We start from the raw sequence: 17,083 nt of genomic DNA on the forward strand, positions 1-17,083 counted from the left end.
AGGGGGCACATCTGCAGTGCGCGTATCCCAAAGGCCACAAGAGCTGACGCCGGGACCGGCGCCGCCCCCGTTGCCAATCACCCCTGCCGAAGGCCGTCCGGCAGCGGCAGCGTATCGGGTGCGGGGAGGCCGGCCAGTTTCAGCATGTGCCACGCCAGCACCTGGTTCGAGGCGAGCACCGGCAGACCCAGTTCCGCCGTCAGCGGTCCCAGCAGGTCCGCCGTACGCAGGTTCGTGCAGGACAGGAACAGCCCGTCGATGCCGCCGCCCCGCGCCACCTCGCGCGCCGCCGCCGCGATCGAGGCAGGCGCAATCCGCGCCACCCGCGCCTCCTCCTCTTCGCCGAAGGACAAGGTCCGCGTCACCGCCACGCCGCCTGCATCGAAGGCGGCGCAGAGTGGCTCCGACACGTCCGCCACGTAGGGTGAGACCACGCCGATCCGCTGCAGCCCCAGCGCATGCAAGGCCGCCAGCCCCGCCGTCAGCGGGTCGGTCACCGCGGCGGTCGTGGCGCCCGCCGCGACCTGTCCGTGCACCTCCTCCGCCCCCAGCAGCGCCGTGCCGGAGGTGCAGGCATAGGCGATCACGTCGAAGTGCGCCGCGGGGGGCAGAAGCTGCGCCGCGGCGGTCAGCCCCACCTTCATGCCCGCGATGCTGCCCGGTGTCAGCGTGTCGCCGGACCGCAGCCGCGTGACGTGCAGCCTGGCCCCCGTCGCGGGCAGGTAGCGGCGCAGATCGGCCTCCACCGTCTCATCCACGTGCAGCGAGATCAGGCCCAGCACACCGCGCGGCGGCTCATCCAGATCGTAGGGAAAGCCCCTCATGTCAGCACCGGCAGCTCTTCGGGCGCGCGCGGCGACAGCAGCTCCGGCCCGTCCGCGCGCAGCACGATGTTCTCCTCGTGCACCAGCATCCGGCCCGGCACGACCCATGCGCCCGGTTCCAGCGTCAGGACCATGCCTTCGCGCAATGCGGTGTCGTCCAGCGGCGTGAACGAAGGCCACTCCGTCAGCGTCACGCCCAGCCCATGCCCCAGCCGCCCGCCGCCTGGCGCCACCCCGCGCGCCGTCAGCCCGTCCGACAGGATCCGGTGCGCGTCGCTTGCCAGCATCCCGGGCCGCAGCCGGTCCAGCGCATCCTCCGTCGCCTGCCACAACGCCTCATGCACCCGCCGCACTGCATCGGAGGGCGCGCCCACCGCATAATTCCTGTCGAAATCGCAGAAGTAGCCGTCCCGCACAGCGCCCGTGTCCAGCATCAGCACGTCGCCCGGCACCATCGGCTCGGGCCCTGCAGGCGAGATCACGTCGGCATACCCGTCCGGACCCGCCGCGCCCGCGACATAGCTCACCCAGTCGGCGCCCTCCTCCAGCAGCAGCCGCTGGAAGTCGCGGAACACCGCGTCGAGCGGCCGACCCTGTCCGGCAATCTCCGACACCCGGTCGAAGGCACGCCCGGCAATGGCACAACTTGCCCGGATCTTCTCGACCTCCGCCGCGCTCTTGACCTCCCGCACCCGCTGCACGACCTCCGTCCCGTCGACGAAGCGGCGCGGTGCGATGGCCGCCGACACCCGCGCGTAATCCGTGAGCGGCATCCGCAGGTGCGTTTCCAGCCCCATGGGCACGCCGATCCGTCCGGTCCCCGGCACGAGGTCACACAGGGTCGCCGCCAACAGCGAAACCCCGTCGTCTCCGGGACAGGGCGCATCCCACGTCCGGATGTCCTCCATCCACGTGCGCGCCATCAGGTCCGCCCCGATGGAGGGGATCACCGCCACCGGATCGCCATCAACGGGCACCACGACGAACCATGGCCGCGCCGGGCTCTCCCAGAAGCGGGTCAGGAAACCGGTGACATAGAACACGTCCGCCGCAGCGGTCAGCAGCAGCGCGTCGATCCCCTGTGCGGCCATCGCCGACTGCAAACGCGCAACGCGGCCCCGGTACTCCGCAGCGTCGAAGACCAGCGACCGGTCAGCCATCCTCCGGCCCTTCGCTGAGGATGGTCAGCACGCGCGCATCTGGCCCAAGGCCCAGCCCCGCGATCAGCGCCGCCAGCCCCGCACCGCCCGACGGCGTCGTCGCCAGGCCGAGGTCCGCCAGCACCGCGACACCGGCATCCGCCTCCTCCTCGGTGATCGTCACGAAAGCGTCCGCATCGCGCGACAGCCCGGCCAGCGCAATCATCGACGGCGTCTTGCAGTCGAGCCGCCCCATGGCGGAGACAGGCCCGTTCGCCGTGACCAATTTACCCGCCCGGATGCTTTCCGTCAGTGCCGGGGCATAGGCCGGCTCCACGACGATGATCTGCGGTGCGTCGCCCCAGATTTTGCGCGCATGGACCGCCACGGCCGCCGCCAGCCCGCCCACACCGGCCTGCAAGAGGATATGGGTCGGCGGCTCCGGCATCTGCGCCACGGCCTCCGCCGCAAGCTGCAGGTAGCCTTCCATGACCCGCAGCGGCAGCCCGGTGTAGCCTTCCCACGAACTGTCCGACAGCAGTGTCCAGCCCTTTTCCGCCGCGCTCTGCTCTGCTGCCATCATGCTGGCCTCGTAATCGATCCCGGCGCGCAGGACCTCTGCGCCACGGTCACGCAGCCGTTCGGCAAAGGCCTCCGGCACGGTCTCGGCCAGAACGATCACCGCCCGCGCGCCGAACACCCTTGCACCGGCGGCGACGGAGAGACCGTGGTTCCCCGCGCTCGCCGCCACGTAGGTCCGGCCCATCAGCGCCTTCTGCAGATCCTCGGAGCCCGCGGTCACCGCCTCCCGCGCGATGGCATGGGCTGCCCCCAGCGCCTTGAAGCTGCCCAGCCCCATGCGCCCCCGCTCATCCTTGACCCAGACCCGCGCCACTCCGACACGGACGGCCAAGTCCGTCACGTCATGCAAGGGCGTCTCCGCATGCCGGGGACAGGAGGTCAGAAGCTGCGCAACACCGGCAGCCTCGGCCAGCGGCAGGACATCCGCCGGGCCGAGCCCCCTGCCACGCCACGGGTTTGTCAGAACTTCAGGCAAAGGCAGGTCCCTTCCACGGTGACTTGCCCCCGATCATGGGCACCCCGCGCCAAGAGCGCAACCGCAGCGATGTAGAATGGCGATCCCGGCAGGACTTGGTTGCGATTACTGCTCTCACCACACCCAATAAAATCAGATAGTTAAATACCTGACATCCCGGGGCTTGCAACTGCGTGTGTCATCTGCCCACCAGAAGGGCATACTGTACCAAGCATGCCCCCCCAGTGGACAGGCAGAACAAAAGGCAAGTTCCTGACTTCTGCAAATCCGGCATACGGACCTATCGGAGATACCGGGTTCCGCTGCGATCTTCCGCTTGTTCAGGCCTTCCTTCAGGAGCTCCTGTGCGCGCCCTGAGAGGCGCCGGGCGTTAGGCTGACGACCCTTGTATCGTCCGGCAGACCTGACCTTCCGAATGCCCTCACGCTGCCTCTCAAGCATCATTTTCCGTTCGAACTGGGCCACTACCCAAGGACATTCAGCATGAGCTTCCCGGTGGCTGTGGTGGTGTCCAGTCCAAGGCTCAGTATCCGGACCCCATCGCGCCTTACCCGAAGCCCAACAGCCCAAGCCTACCGCATCGCCGCTCAGAAGATCCGCATTTGACGTGACAATCGCTTCCAGTCGCCCATGCGGCGGGCCAGATCGGCGCCCGACCCGCTGGCGGTGGCGTGGATCAGAAGGCTTGTCGCTGCGGTTATGCCAAGGGTCGATTCAAGAAACAGCCCGGTCTTCGACGGCGTGTTGATCACCGCGTCAGTCACATCATGCGCCCAGTGGCAATACTCGTCCGTCACCACCACCACGTCGCGGCCCTGATCGCGGGCAATGCGTGCCAGCGTCTCGCATTCGGAAGCATAGGGAATCACATCGATGATCAACAAACAGCTTCCCCCCTCAGGCAGCGGATCGAGCCATTCCGAAAGCATGCTGTCATGCCCCGACAGGAATCGCACGCGCGGCCGCGCCAGCGCCAAGCGGCGGGCAACGTCCTCGGCCAGCCCACGCACGGTCTGAAAGCCCGTCACGTGCACCTCGGCAGACTGGCGCAGGTACCGCTCGGCCGCCGCGAAACCGGGACTGTCGATCTTTCCGTAAACCGTGCTGACGGCCAGCAGTTCGGCATCCCTCTGGGCCTGCCAGTCGCTTGACAGTTCTGTGTCCCGAGGCAGGCTCTCGCCAATGATAGAGTAGCGGTGCCGCAGCATCGCCTTGAACTCCTTGAGCCCCGCGCAGCCGAAGCGGCGCAGCATCCGGCCCACGGTGATCTCGGCCACTCCGGCCTTCTGCGCGATGCCCTTGCCCGACTCGAAAGAGATGGACGCACGGTTAAGCAGAAAATACTGCGCCACCTTCGCCTCTTGCTTGGGCAGATCAGACAGGCCCGCCTCCATCTTGCTCATTAGTTCATCAATTGAGGCCTCGGCATACGAGGAAAAGCCGTTGGGCATGAGCATTCTCCACATGACAGAAAAATAACATTTGACGGAAATGACAGTAACCAACCATTTTTCGACTGCAACAAGAATACTGCGAAAACTGCACAGGGAGCCTGAACATGAAACCGATCCACCTTGCCACGACTGCGCTGATACTGTCCCCGATGGCGGCGATGGCACAGGAGACTCTGTCGCTTTACAATTGGGGCGACTACATCAATCCAGCCGTGCTCGAAGCGTTTACCGAGGAGACCGGCATCGAGGTGACGCTCGACACCTACGGCTCCAACGAGGAGATGCTGGCCAAGATCCAGGCCGGTGCAACGGGCTACGACATCGTCTTTCCGTCGGTGCATATGCACGACATCATGTTCCAGCTCGGCCTTTTGGCGAAGACCGACATCGGCGACGCCCACGGTTTCGAGAACATCGACCCGCAGTTTGTCCGCGCCGAAACCGATCCCGACGCGGAATACTGCCTGCCCTACGCCTGGGGCAACGTCGGCATCGTCTACAACAAGGAATTGGCCGGCGACATCAACGGCTGGGAAGACTTCTTCGCCCTCGGTGCCGAAGGCAAGAAAATCACCCTGCTTGACGATCTGCGCGAAACCATCGGCATCGGCCTCATCATGACAGGCAATTCGGTCAACGCGACCGAACCGGAAAAGATTGCCGGCGCCGCTGACTACATCATCGACAACATCGAGGGCGTTACCGCGTTCACTTATGACAGCGTGCCGCAGGTCATCTCCGGCGATGTAGCGGCGGCGCATTGGTATGTCGGCGCCAACATCTTCGTCGCCGAGAACCCCGATACCATCGACTACATCATCCCCGAGGAAGGCGCGACGCTCTATCAGGAAGACATGTGCATGCTCGCCTCGGCACCGAACCCCGAGAACGCGAAAAAATTCATGGAGTTTTACCTGCGTCCGGAGATCGCCGCAATGAACGTGGAGCAGCAGATGAACGGCACGCCGAACATGCCCGCGCAAGAGCTCATCCCCGCCGAGATCGGTGCGAACGAGACGATCTATCCTCCGCAGGACGTGTTGGAAAAGCTGGAAATCTTCAAGGATCTCGGTCGCGACCTACAACTCTACAATGCCGATTGGACGCGGATCAAAACCTCCCAGTGACCCCTTGTCCGGCGGGCAACGCCCGCCGGCGAACCTGATTGGACGACCATGCCCTCTGCCCTAGACATCATCGACGCCCGCAAGGTGTTCCGTACTCCGGAAGGCAGCACGCTGACCGCTCTCGACGGAATTTCACTGCGGCTCGCAAGCTCCGAATTCGTCACGCTGCTCGGCCCCTCGGGCTGCGGCAAGACCACGCTGCTGCGCACCATCAATGGCTTCGAGAGCCTCGACTCCGGCGATGTCGTGATCGACGGACAGGCGGTCACGCAGAAACCTGCGCACCGCCGACCCGTGAACACCGTGTTTCAGCGCTATGCGCTCTTCGGCCACATGAGCGTTGGACGCAACGTCGGCTACGCGCTCGAGATCGCCGGGAAGGACAAGCGCGAGATCCGGACCCGCGTTGGCGAGATGCTCGACCTCGTGGGTCTGTCGGGACTGGACAAGCGGAGCATCTCGCAGCTGTCCGGCGGCCAGCAACAACGCGTCGCGCTGGCTCAGGCGTTGGCGGCAAAGCCGAAGCTGCTGCTGCTCGACGAGCCGCTTTCGGCGCTCGACAAGAACCTGCGCCAGAAGATGCAGCAGGAGCTGAAGGCGCTGCAGCGTGAACTGGGCATCGGCTTCATCTTCGTGACCCATGATCAGGAGGAAGCGCTGACCATGTCCGACCGCATTGCGGTTCTGGCGCATGGCCGCATTCAGCAGATCGGCGCACCGACCGAGCTTTACCAGCGCCCGGCGAACCTTTTCACCGCCGATTTCGTCGGCGAAAGCAATCTTTTGCCTGTACGATGCGACGGGCGGACCGCGCAACTTGTCGACGGCCAGACCTTCGCCGCGCCCCGCGCCCCCGGTTCGGCCACATTGCTGCTGCGCCCGGAGGCGCTGTCGCTGACCGCCCCCGCCGGGCCATCGCTTAGCCTGACCGGCACCCTGCGCGAGACCTTCTACACCGGCACCGACCATCAGGTAGTGCTGCACGCCCCCGCCTTCGGCGAGATCCGCGCCCTGCTGCGTACCGGCCAGAGCCTGCCCGCACCTGGCGCGCAGATGACGCTTTACGCCGCCGCCGAGGGTCTGCACATCATCGACGAGGTCGCACCATGACCCTCGCGCGCCGCAAGTTGATGCAGCTCATTGGCCTGCTGGGTCTGCCGACGCTGTTCCTGCTCGTCTTCTTCATGTGTCCGCTGCTGATCATGCTGATTTACAGTTTCCTGACCCCCGGTCTTTACGGTGGGGTCGACTGGACCTTCAGCCATCTCAATTTCGGGCGCATTCTGGGCTGGGCCGACACGCGCTACGACCGCTTCGACCCGGTGTACATCGCGATCTTCCTGCGCTCGCTGAAACTCGCGGCGCTGACCGTGCTGGCGAGCCTCGTCATCAGTTATCCCGCCGCGTTCTGGATCAGCCGGATGCGCCCGGGGCTGCGCGATTTCGCGATCTTCCTCGTCACCCTGCCCTTCTTCGTCAGCCTCATCGTGCGCCTCTTTGCATGGGTGCTGATCCTGAGACCGACCGGCTTCCTGAACCAGGGGTTGATGGGTGCAGGACTGACGTCCGAGCCGATCGAGTTTCTCTACACGGATTTCGCGGTGATCCTCGGCATGACCTACGTCTTTATCCCCTTCATGTTCCTGCCGCTCTACGGCTCCATCGAAAAGCTCGACATGGCGCAGATCGAGGCGTCGGCGGATCTTGGGGCGACGCGGTTGCAAACCTTCTTCAAGGTGGTCTTGCCCGCGACCCTGCCCGGCATCGTGGGCGGGTCGATCATCACCTTCATCCCGGCGCTCGGCAATTTCATCGTGCCCTCCGTGCTGGGCGGAGCCAAGGTGCTGATGATCGGCAACCTGATCGAGCAACAGTTTCTTTCGGCCCGCAACTGGCCCTTCGGCTCGGCACTGGCGATGATGGTGATGGCGGCGGTGCTGTGCCTGCTGGTCGCCCAGCTGCGCCTGGCCCGCAAGGGGGAGGCCGCACAATGACCCTGCGCGGACTGCTCTCCCTCTACGGAATGTTGTTCTTTGCCTTCGTCTACGCGCCGATCCTGCTGGTGGTGATCTACTCGTTCAATGCCAACACCGTGAACATGCTGATCTGGGACGGCTTCACCCTCGACTGGTATCGCCAGATCTTCGGGATGGAGACCACTGTCACCGATAGCGCCAGCTACGTCGACAGCACCGCACAGCTCTACGCCTCGGTGAAGACCAGCCTCATCGTCGCGCTCTCGACCTCGGCGCTTTCGACGGTGTTTGGCACGGCGCTTGCCCTCGGCGTGGCGCGCTATCGCTTTCGGCTGGCGCGGTTCTACCGCACGCTGATGATGGTGCCGATGATCATGCCGGACATCGTGCTGGGCATTGCGCTGCTGATCTTCTTCATCACCATCGGCATGAACCTGTCGATGATGACGATCATCATCGGGCAGTCGACCTTCCTCATCTCCTATGTCTTCGTCACCGTCTCGGCCCGGCTCGCGGCATTCGACACCTCGGTCGAGGAAGCCTCGGCGGACCTCGGCGCCACCCCGGCGCAGACCTTTCGCAAGGTGACACTGCCGGGCATCGCTCCCGGCATCCTCGGGGGGTGGCTGCTGGCCTTCATCATCTCGATGGATGATCTGGTGATCACCTATTTCATCGCCGGCACCGGCAACACCACGCTGCCGATCCACATCTGGGGGATGCTCCGCCGCGGCATCAAACCAGAGATCAACGCCATTGCCACGCTGATGCTGCTGTTCACGCTCGTGATCGCGGCGGCGGGCCTCTACTTCCGATCGAGACGCCAGAAATGACCTGCAGGACCAAACCCCGCGCCCGCGCGCTGGGAGTGCCGCTGCCCGGAGCGCCCGGGCCGCTCAACGCCATCACCGACGTGCCGGGGATCGAAGTCGGCGCGGCAGAGCTGCTCTCGTCGCGCGATCCAAGCTTGGCGACCCGCGGCATCCAGGTGCAGACCGGGGTCACCGCGATCCTGCCGCGCGGGCGCGATGCCGAGCCCAAACCCGTCTGGGCCGGGCAGTTCAGCCTCAACGGCAACGGCGAGATGACCGGGGCGCACTGGGTGCGTGACGGCGGCTGGCTGGCCGGGCCGATCTTGATCTCGAATTCCCATGCCATCGGGCCATGCCACACGGCGGCAGTCCGCTGGATGATCGAGACTTACGGCGCAACCTGGGAAGCGAACCACCTCTGGGCAATGCCCGTCGTGGCCGAGACCTACGACGGCGTGCTGAACGACATCAACGGGCTGCACGTCACCGAAGCTCTGGCGCGGCAGGCCATAGACGCCGCCGCCACCGGCCCCGTGCGCGAGGGCAACTCGGGCGGGGGCGCGGGCATGATCTGCTACGAGTTCAAGGGCGGCACCGGCACGTCCTCACGTCGGCTCGACATCGACGGCGCGGGCTTCACCGTCGGGGCGCTGGTCCAGGCAAACCACGGGATGCGCCCGTGGCTGACCGTTGCCGGCCATCGGATCGGCCCCGAGATGCCCGAAGACCGCATTCCCGACATGATCACCGAACGCGGGTCGATCATCGTGGTGCTGGCGACCGACCTGCCGCTGTCTCCAGGGCAGCTGGAACGGCTGTCGCGCCGGGCCGCCATCGGGATCGGGCGCGGTGGCACACCTGGGGGCAACAACTCGGGCGATATATTTCTCGCCTTCTCGACGGCCAACGAGATGCCCTTGCCTCAGCTTTCCGGCGCCTGGCGGCAGATGACCACGCTCAACGACGAGCGGCTGGACCCGGTCTACATGGCAGCGGTCGAGGCAGTGGACGAAGCCGTGCTCAATGCGCTCTGCGCCGCCGAAGACGTTCCCCTTGCCCGGCCTGCGAAGGGCATTTGCCGCGCCATCGATACCGCGCGGATGATGAAACTGATGCGCGAGCCCGCCTGACCCCGGGCCCGGCGCACCGGTGGGTCTGATCATCTCTATCCCAACGGGAGAGGCGCCCCTGTGCCGCGGGGGACCCTAAGGAATGAACTCGGAACATTTACGGCGAGGGTCGCCGCGATACCCGATGCGCTTTTCTCAGGGGCTTCCCGGCGTGCAGCTCTGTCGCGGAAATCGAGGCGAGGAGTCATGTCGTAAAACCAGCATGGTAGCCGGGACTGCATGAGCGGACCTAGACCACCGAGCCACAAGACCAGGAACTGGCCGGCCTGCAACGATGCGCCGAAGCAGCGTGGCTCCCTGACGATCTGGTTCGGCCCGGGCATGATCTGGAAACCGCCGCCGACCGGCAAGCGGGGTCGGCAATCGTGCTACAGCGACGCTGCGATCCAGACCTGCCTGACGGTGACCTTCCCTGCGAACCGCAGGCTGCGCGGACACTCAGCGCAGGCCGACAAGGATCAGGGCCCCTCCGCCGCAGATCATCACGCACGCGATCAGACGATCAAGGGCGGGTCGGGGCGAGACCAGCTTTTCAAAGAGGACAAATCCCGCCAGTGCGGCGATCCAGGCGATGTTCATGACGCCACCCCAGAACAGCAAGAGCATGATCGCCCAGCAACAGCCCACGCAGTAGAGACCGTGGCGAAGTCCCATTTGCCATGCGCCGCCGGGGCCGTGGCGCCAGCCTAGGGTCAGGACCTGCGCAGGGGACCGGCATTTTTTCAAACAGACCGACTTGGCGGGCGTCAGTTGATACACTCCGGCCATCAAAAGAAGCCCGCCGGAGAGCGATACCGCGGTGCTGCGCATCCCTTCAACCAGACCCTGCCGGACGAGGATCCACTGGGCCAGGACCGCGAGCAGACTGAATCCGCACCAGACAAGCACATAGCCCGACGCCAGCAAGAGCGTCGACCCGTGTCTGCCGGACCGACGGGCGAGGGCGGCATAAAGCAGGATCATCGGAGCGGCACTGGGGAGCATCATGGCGGCCATCATGACGCACCACATCAGGAACATGGTCGCCGCGAGGCCCGGCGTCCATGTCGCGGGTGTCACCGGCATGGCCATGTCGGACATCGACGCCGGCATCTCCATGCCGGCGCCGATCCAAAGGTAGCCCCAGCTCGCAAGGATGACGGCAGTCAGTGCGGCGCTCGCGACCAGCTTGTCGCGCGCAACCAGCCGCTCCACCGGCGTCAGGGCCTCGGTCATGTCAGGCCGCCGCCCTGATGTACCCGTGGTTGTTGAAGTGCAACTCGTTGAACTGCGCGTAGCTGTCGGTGTTGTTGGGCAGGTCGATCAGCCCGTGAGTCCGCGTCGTGGCACTGCCCATCTCGGCGATCTCATATCCGAACCCTCCGACCATATCGATGCGGACCCTGTGCGGCTGACCCGTGACGGGATTGATGATCGGGCCGGCGTCCAGATCGAGGACCCCGTCGATCTGCACTGCGCCGGTCCGGGCCTCGACATCGCAGGAATAGTCGAACTTCTTGAAAATGGTCTCTTCCTTGTGGGGCGACATCATCGAGTAGACCCACCACATCGTTGCCATCTCATCGGTGTCCTCGCCCCGCATGATCCGTTCCAGAGCCTTGCGCTGGTCCGGGGATGCCGCTTCGTCGATGACGATCTGCATGCGGCCCTCGCCGAGGTGGATCGCCCCGGGCCATTTGACGACGGCCGCGAAGTTCAGCCCGTCCAGCGACGTCTCTCCGTGGTGGCCCTTGTCGACATGGAAGCAGATCGCCGCCTCGCATGTGCCGTGGGTGGGCAGCGCGTTGAACTGGCAGGGGCAGCCGTAGGCGCAGTTGCAGTTGGTGAGTTCGGTTCCGTGGATTTCCCAGGGGGTCATCGGTTTTCTCCGGTCAGGGGTGAGAGGCGTGCAGCAGGATCCTTCGCTTGTGAAATTCCGGGGTCTAAAGAAGGTCGGACAGCATGTGTGCGGCGCGGCGGGCACCGTCGGCTTCGACCGGGCGCATGGCCCGCGGAGCGGCCAGTTCCTCGACCATCGCCTGCGCGATCCGCTCCGGGTCGCTCTGGTCGTAGATCATCCGCCGACCGGCGTTGTAGCGGTCAAGCCTTTGGGCGACATGGAAGTTCTGTTCGAAATGGTTCTTCAGCGGAAAGTAGAGGAAGGGCGTACCCGCCGCTGTCAGCTCCATCGTGGTGGTCAGCCCGCCCTGCACCAGCGCCAGATCGCATGCGGCCAGATGCCGGTCGAGGTCGGGGACGAAGGCGCGCGCCTCGACCCCTTTCGGAAGCGCGAAGGCCGCGGGGTTCAGGCGCGGTCCGGTGACCAAGATCATCCGAAGCTCGGGAATGCGCGACCGGGCGATCGGATAGGCGTTCAGGATCCGGCGGATCAGGCTGGCCCCGACACCCGAGCCGCCAACGGTCACGATGCAGACCTTCTCACCCTCGCGATACCCGAACCTCTCGCGCAGCTCTGCGCGGCTGCCGAAGGACGTGGGATGCTGGCCGATGATGTACCCGGAGAAGTCGTAATGCGCGGGCACCCAGTCGCGCATCTGCGGCAGGCCCGGGCCGAAACTCATCGGAATGACATCCTCGGGTCCTCCGACGAAAATGGCGCGGTCGCGGATACCGGGGTTGGCTTCGACATGGCCGATCATCTCGGCATTGTAGTCGGCGGTCAGGAAGGCCTCGCGCGCGCCATTCTCCGGGATGGGCACCCAGCCGACGAAGTCGGTGAACCATGCGACCGGGGCGCGCTTCAGATCGGGATGTTCGTGCCAGTAGTGATCGACGTCCCAGGCCTCGTCCGCGATGACAAGATCATAGTCGCCGTCCTCGACCACCTCCTGAAAGACCATGAAGTTCTTGATCAGGATCTCGTCCATGTTGCGGATCGCCTGAAAGGCGTTCAGGTCGTGTTCGCCGGATTCCGCCTCGATATGTGCGGATTCGTTGGCCAGTCGCGCGCTGGCCGGATGCAGGACCTCGTCATGGGCGGACAGGAAGCGGGTCACCGGATCCTGTGCCAGCCAATGCACCTCGAGATCGGGATGCAGGATGCGCAGTTCTCGGGTGACGGCAAGGTCGCGGCGGGCGTGGCCCAGTCCGATCGGCGACGACAGGTAGAGCGCGCGCTTGGGGCGCTGGCTGCGCGTCCGTTTCACCGGCGGCGGCGTGCCCGTATGGCGGTCGAGGAAGGCGCGCACCAGCGTGTTGAACCGCGCCGGATACCGCGCGTTGGCGCCATGCCCGACACCGGCCCAGAGCTGGAATTCACCCCCCGTGGCGCGCGCGGCGGCCTCGGACATCTGCCACGGGGTCACCTCATCCCGCTCGCCATGTACCCAGAGCGAGGGGCAGCGGATCCTGCCATAGGCCTCTTCGGTCGCGGGATAAGGGCCCCGGTCTTCGGCCAGCGACATGCGGGCCAGAACCTCGCCGCTGCCGTCGGCCGCCCAGCTCAGCGCGTCCTCGATCTGCTTGGTGGAATGCGGCTCGCAGAACATCCGGCTGAAGAAGAACGCGCAGAAGTCGGCGTAGTCGGTCTGCCAGTAGCGGGCATTGAACTTGTCCCAACCCTCCGGGGCCTCAGGCGTCGCGCGAACGACGTCGACGCTCTTGTGGGGGTGCGGGGGCACGAAGGGCACGACAGCCCCGCAGCCGACCAGCGCCGTGACCCGTTCGGGTGCATGGGCCGCGATCAGCGCCGCGTAGAGACCGCCAAGTGACAGCCCGATCAGGCTCGCTTTCGCGGTGTCGGTCGCATCGAGGATCGCCAAGGCATCGGCCACGTTCTGCGAGGGCGCATAGGCGTCGGGATCCTCGGGCCGGTCCGACAGGCCGTTGCCGCGCGGATCGAACGAGATCACCCGGAAGTGGTCGGCGAAGTAGGGGATCTGCGCCTTGTAGACGCGCGAATGGACAATCGGCCACGCGGGCAGGAACATCAGCGTGCGCGGACCGTTGCCGTGGATGGCATAGTGCACCGTCACCCCGTCCCGAACGATCGTGCCTTCGCTGGTCGGGGTGGCGGCGCGCATGACCTATTCCTTCGCTGTATCTGGGGGTTCGTGCTGCGCGATCAGGTCACCGACCCGCCGCAAGGCCCGGCGCATGGGAAGGGCGTCGCTTTCCAGCCCCAGCAAGAGGTACGCCTCGGCGCCGATGAACGCGCTGCCCACGAGAGCCGCGACATCCTCGGGGTCAAAGGGGCCAAGCCCGCCGATCCGGTCGGCAAGGTCCTTCGCAAGGGCGACATGCATATCCCGCAACTGGCCGAACGAGGCGCGCACCGCGTCACCGACCATCGGATTGGACCATCCGACCGCGATCAGCTCCTGCAGCACCCTGACGTAGCCGCTGTCGAGATCCTGGTCGAGGAAGTCGCAGGAGAGGGCCCATTTGCGTGACAGCGGGATCTCCGGATCATTGAAGACCGTGCTTTGCCGGGAGATCAGGCGTTCCGTCATGTCGTCGAAAAGAGCGAGGATCAGTCCGTCCTTCGACCCGAAGTGATAGCGGATCTGGCTCATCTGCGTGTTTGCGGCCACTGCGACCGCCCGCGTCGAAAGGCCGGAATAGCCGTCGCTCATCAACACATTGCGTGCCGCGTCGATGATCGATTGTCGTGTGCTTGAGGTTTCGCGTGCTGAGAGGGTCATTCAACATCATTAGTTCGTTCGAACGAATTAGTCAATGGTTGGCTGGTGCGGACAGGGCCGGCATGACCGTGGTGCGATAACCGGCCGAGTCCCAGCGCGCGAACGGGGGCGACCTAAAATAGACGGTCGGGAGCGGCAGATTGAGATACAGGGCTATTCTGCCGCAAGACCATCGTTCAGCGCCCGATGGCTCAACGGAAACCAGCGCTTGAACGCGCGAACATGCTCCTGCTCGTCGCCAATCGGGATCTGGCTGAGCAGACCGGGCAAGACCGGTGCATCACCAATGTGGCCCCCGGTGATCTCCCCTCTCGGCAGATTTGCTACCTAAGGCCGGAATTGCGTATCTCGTGCGTGCAGCAGTTTCATGCGGACTTGCCAAAGGTTTTTCCAATCCTCATACAGCCCAGATCCTTGTCGAAGCGAGCTGTGAACAGAAAACCAACCGACGCCATGCAGCCGCGAGTCAGTCTCCGATCTTACGTGCCCAACGAGCCGGACCACAGGCACGAGTTTCATCAGATTGTCCTGCCGTTCAGCGGCAAGATGGAGTTGCGCGCCTCCCGAAGGGGGCATGTTCACGACTCGTCGGCCGCCTTCGTGCGGGCGGGCGAGGTCCATTCCTTCTCTGCTGCGACGAAAAGCAGGTTCATTGTTCTGGACCTTCCACCCGATGAGCAAAGGCTCCATCCGGACAACATCCCGCCGTTTTTCCACATCGACCCGGTTCTGCGCAGCCTGCTGGACTATCTTCGCGCCATCGGTGACTACGGCGCAGACCGAGCATCCGCGTGGATGACGCTTCTGCTCGATCAGATGACCCGCGTGACTGCCCCGATGGATATGCGGGACATGATCCTCGATAGGGCCTGCAGCTACATGCGTCAGCGCCTTGCGGACCCGATCACCGTCGCAGACGTCGCTCGGGAGGCAGGGACCAGTGTCAGCGGTCTCAAGCGGCTTCTGCGCGCAAAGCTGGACACGACTCCGGCAGCGTATCTCTCGACGCTGAGGATCAATGAAGCAGAACGTTTGCTGGAGGAAGGAAGACTGCCGATTGCCGAAATCGCGATGGTCACCGGCTACTCCGACCAGAGCGCGCTCAACCGTGCGGTTCGGCGCGAACGTGGCACGACGCCGGCCAGAATCCGCAAGACGCCGATCGCCAAAGACTGACCGCTTCGGTCAATTCGCTGACCGCCTTGGCCAAGAATATCCCCCTGAAACCATGTCTCTGAGGGCAAAAGCCCCGGAGGTCCCATGGCGCACCATTCTCAAACAGCGGCGACACTTGTCGGCCTTGTCGCCATAGGGTTTTCTGCGTCGCTGGCCTTGCTCTCGACACGGGGCGACGGCATTCCGCCGTTCCAGTTGCTTGCGATGAACGCAGCCATAGCCTTTGTTGCCGGTCTCCTTTTCCTGGGAGCGCGGGGAAAAGGCGCGTGGCGCGTCCTGAAACAACCGTTGCGCCCCTGGATCATGGCTGTGCTGGCGATCTTCACCTATCATGCCGCCTATTTCTACGCCGTGTCGAGCATACCACCCGCGCGCGCCAGCCTGATCGCCTACCTCTGGCCGCTGCTGATCGTGGTTTTTGCCTCTCTTGCCTCGGGCGGCGGCGGGGTGCGGTGGGGCCACGGTCTCGGTGCGCTGCTGGGCCTTGCGGGTGTCTTCGTCATGTTCGCAGATAAATCCGCGACGGTGGAGGCCGTCGGCCCAGCCTCTGGATACGTGGCGGCGTTCGCCTGCGCCCTGATCTGGTCCGGCTACTCGGTGCTCAATCGCAGATATTCGGGGGTGCCCAGCGAGATGCTGATCGGCGTTTGCGGGGCCGTTGCGGTACTGTCCGCCCTGTCTCACCTGGTTTTCGAAACCAGCGTCAGCCCAACTCCCGGGCAATGGTGGGCAATTGTTCTCCTCGGTATTGGCCCCATCGGCTTGACCTTCCTGTCGTGGGACCACGCGACCAAACATGGAAACATCGCCCTGCTCGGCGTGATTTCCTTCTCGACCCCAATTCTTTCGACCGGCCTTCTGGTCCTGGCGGGAGAAGCATCTGCCTCCATTTACCTGGGTCTTGCCGCCGCGCTTGTCGTCACCGGTGCGATGGCCGCGAGCCGAGCCGGAAAAGACCTGCGTTCACAAAGAAGGGCCAATTCTCGATATTCTTGATAAGTGAGATCTCGGTCGCTCCTAAACCTCGCTTTTGCACTGTGAAGTTCGGAAAGCTACGGGTCTCAGCTGCTGGCCTGCAACATGATCATCTCAATTTCGCTGATGGAAAGTTCGGCCGCGCACTCCGCTTCGCCACCGAAGGACGGCAAGCGGCGGCATAAGGGTATGTCTTTCCAGCCCCTCATGTCTTCGCACGCAAATGCGAGGGCTGCAACGTTCGGCACGAAAGGGCTGGAAGGCGCGGAGCGCTGCTATCAATCCAAACGGCAGCTTTCGGCTGGATGAGCCGAGTGGAGATAGGTTCGGTCACTGCGTCTAACCTATGTGAAAACCGCCCAGCGCAAGAAGCTGTCGGCGGCTGGCATGGCAAATATCCGTGCTGCGAAAGTGTCCAACCTTTCCGACTCGCTGGATGAAACCCCTACGCAATCGGTTGAAAATAAAAGGAATTAATGGAGTTTTGGCGATCCCGGCAGGATTCGAACCTGCAACCTGCCCCTTAGGAGGGGGCTGCTCTATCCAGTTGAGCCACGGGACCGCACGCCCCGCCTCTTAGCCTGTCCGGTACGCCTTGTCATGACCCTTTCCGCCCTCGAAAGGACAGGTTCCGCGCGCGACTGCGCGGCACCGCAGCCCTCTCTTGCGCATGGCGGCGGGCGCGGCGTATCGTGAAGCAACTCGAAGAAAAGGAATTTCCCAAGTGCCAGCAGACGATCACCGCCCGCTTACCCTGCGCGACGTTTCCG

Annotated in this window: 15 protein-coding genes, 1 tRNA gene and 2 pseudogenes; 8 read left to right on the plus strand and 10 right to left on the minus strand. The window is 64.5% G+C overall.

Going from position 1 to position 17,083, the window contains the following annotated elements; genetic code table 11:
• Positions 1–77: 77 nt before the first annotated feature.
• The 4 genes from CDO87_RS06935 to CDO87_RS06950 all read right to left on the minus strand — a co-directional run bounded on the left by CDO87_RS06935 (position 78) and on the right by CDO87_RS06950 (position 4,471).
• Positions 78–824, minus strand: a complete 747-nt coding sequence (locus CDO87_RS06935) for an aspartate/glutamate racemase family protein (RefSeq protein ID WP_100928108.1) — start codon at positions 822–824, stop codon at positions 78–80.
• Complete coding sequence (locus CDO87_RS06940; RefSeq protein ID WP_100928109.1) at positions 821–1,984, minus strand: Xaa-Pro peptidase family protein; 1,164 nt, start codon at positions 1,982–1,984, stop codon at positions 821–823. Before CDO87_RS06940 ends, CDO87_RS06935 begins: the two co-directional genes overlap by 4 nt.
• Positions 1,977–3,020 (minus strand): pyridoxal-phosphate dependent enzyme, encoded by a 1,044-nt coding sequence (locus CDO87_RS06945; RefSeq protein WP_100928110.1) that lies wholly within the window; start codon positions 3,018–3,020, stop codon positions 1,977–1,979. Before CDO87_RS06945 ends, CDO87_RS06940 begins: the two co-directional genes overlap by 8 nt.
• A gap of 587 nt (positions 3,021–3,607) precedes the next feature.
• Positions 3,608–4,471, minus strand: a complete 864-nt coding sequence (locus tag CDO87_RS06950) for a MurR/RpiR family transcriptional regulator (RefSeq protein ID WP_100930864.1) — start codon at positions 4,469–4,471, stop codon at positions 3,608–3,610.
• 107 nt (positions 4,472–4,578) lie between these two features.
• Between CDO87_RS06950 and CDO87_RS06955 the strand changes: the two genes are divergently transcribed.
• The 6 genes and pseudogenes from CDO87_RS06955 to CDO87_RS06980 form a co-directional block, all read left to right on the plus strand.
• Positions 4,579–5,601, plus strand: coding sequence for a PotD/PotF family extracellular solute-binding protein (locus tag CDO87_RS06955; RefSeq protein ID WP_100928111.1), 1,023 nt, complete (start codon positions 4,579–4,581; stop codon positions 5,599–5,601).
• A gap of 48 nt (positions 5,602–5,649) precedes the next feature.
• Positions 5,650–6,711, plus strand: a complete 1,062-nt coding sequence (locus CDO87_RS06960; RefSeq protein ID WP_100928112.1) for an ABC transporter ATP-binding protein — start codon at positions 5,650–5,652, stop codon at positions 6,709–6,711.
• Positions 6,708–7,595 (plus strand): ABC transporter permease, encoded by an 888-nt coding sequence (locus CDO87_RS06965; protein WP_100928113.1) that lies wholly within the window; start codon positions 6,708–6,710, stop codon positions 7,593–7,595. Before CDO87_RS06960 ends, CDO87_RS06965 begins: the two co-directional genes overlap by 4 nt.
• Complete coding sequence (locus CDO87_RS06970) at positions 7,592–8,410, plus strand: ABC transporter permease (RefSeq protein ID WP_100928114.1); 819 nt, start codon at positions 7,592–7,594, stop codon at positions 8,408–8,410. Before CDO87_RS06965 ends, CDO87_RS06970 begins: the two co-directional genes overlap by 4 nt.
• Positions 8,407–9,519, plus strand: coding sequence for a P1 family peptidase (locus CDO87_RS06975; protein ID WP_100928115.1), 1,113 nt, complete (start codon positions 8,407–8,409; stop codon positions 9,517–9,519). The genes CDO87_RS06970 and CDO87_RS06975 overlap by 4 nt, the downstream gene beginning before the upstream one ends.
• A 219-nt stretch (positions 9,520–9,738) precedes the next feature.
• Positions 9,739–9,924: pseudogene (locus CDO87_RS06980) on the plus strand (transposase); the annotation flags it as partial.
• 33 nt (positions 9,925–9,957) lie between these two features.
• On the opposite strand, the gene CDO87_RS06985 reads toward CDO87_RS06980, so the two are convergent.
• The 5 genes and pseudogenes from CDO87_RS06985 to CDO87_RS27565 all read right to left on the minus strand — a co-directional run.
• Complete coding sequence (locus CDO87_RS06985) at positions 9,958–10,734, minus strand: DUF2182 domain-containing protein (protein ID WP_100928116.1); 777 nt, start codon at positions 10,732–10,734, stop codon at positions 9,958–9,960.
• A gap of 1 nt (position 10,735) precedes the next feature.
• On the minus strand, positions 10,736–11,377 hold the full coding sequence (locus CDO87_RS06990) for a DUF1326 domain-containing protein (RefSeq protein WP_100928117.1): 642 nt from the start codon (positions 11,375–11,377) through the stop codon (positions 10,736–10,738).
• A 64-nt stretch (positions 11,378–11,441) separates the two neighbouring features.
• Positions 11,442–13,541 carry an alpha/beta hydrolase gene (locus CDO87_RS06995; RefSeq protein ID WP_100928118.1) on the minus strand — a complete coding sequence of 700 codons (2,100 nt, stop codon included), beginning with the start codon at positions 13,539–13,541 and terminating at the stop codon, positions 11,442–11,444.
• A gap of 3 nt (positions 13,542–13,544) precedes the next feature.
• Complete coding sequence (locus CDO87_RS07000; RefSeq protein ID WP_100928119.1) at positions 13,545–14,162, minus strand: TetR/AcrR family transcriptional regulator; 618 nt, start codon at positions 14,160–14,162, stop codon at positions 13,545–13,547.
• Between the two features lie 213 nt (positions 14,163–14,375).
• Positions 14,376–14,468, minus strand: a pseudogene (locus tag CDO87_RS27565) (IS5/IS1182 family transposase); the annotation flags it as partial.
• 573 nt (positions 14,469–15,041) lie between these two features.
• Between CDO87_RS27565 and CDO87_RS27570 the strand changes: the two are divergent.
• Positions 15,042–15,338, plus strand: coding sequence for a helix-turn-helix domain-containing protein (locus tag CDO87_RS27570; protein WP_404944749.1), 297 nt, complete (start codon positions 15,042–15,044; stop codon positions 15,336–15,338).
• Between the two features lie 84 nt (positions 15,339–15,422).
• Positions 15,423–16,334, plus strand: a complete 912-nt coding sequence (locus tag CDO87_RS07010) for a DMT family transporter (RefSeq protein WP_100928121.1) — start codon at positions 15,423–15,425, stop codon at positions 16,332–16,334.
• Between the two features lie 464 nt (positions 16,335–16,798).
• On the opposite strand, the gene CDO87_RS07015 is transcribed toward CDO87_RS07010, so the two are convergent.
• Positions 16,799–16,875: transfer RNA gene (locus CDO87_RS07015), tRNA-Arg, on the minus strand.
• Between the last annotated feature and the right edge of the window lie 208 nt (positions 16,876–17,083).

The organism is Sagittula sp. P11, assembly GCF_002814095.1.
In the GTDB taxonomy this organism is placed as follows: domain Bacteria; phylum Pseudomonadota; class Alphaproteobacteria; order Rhodobacterales; family Rhodobacteraceae; genus Sagittula.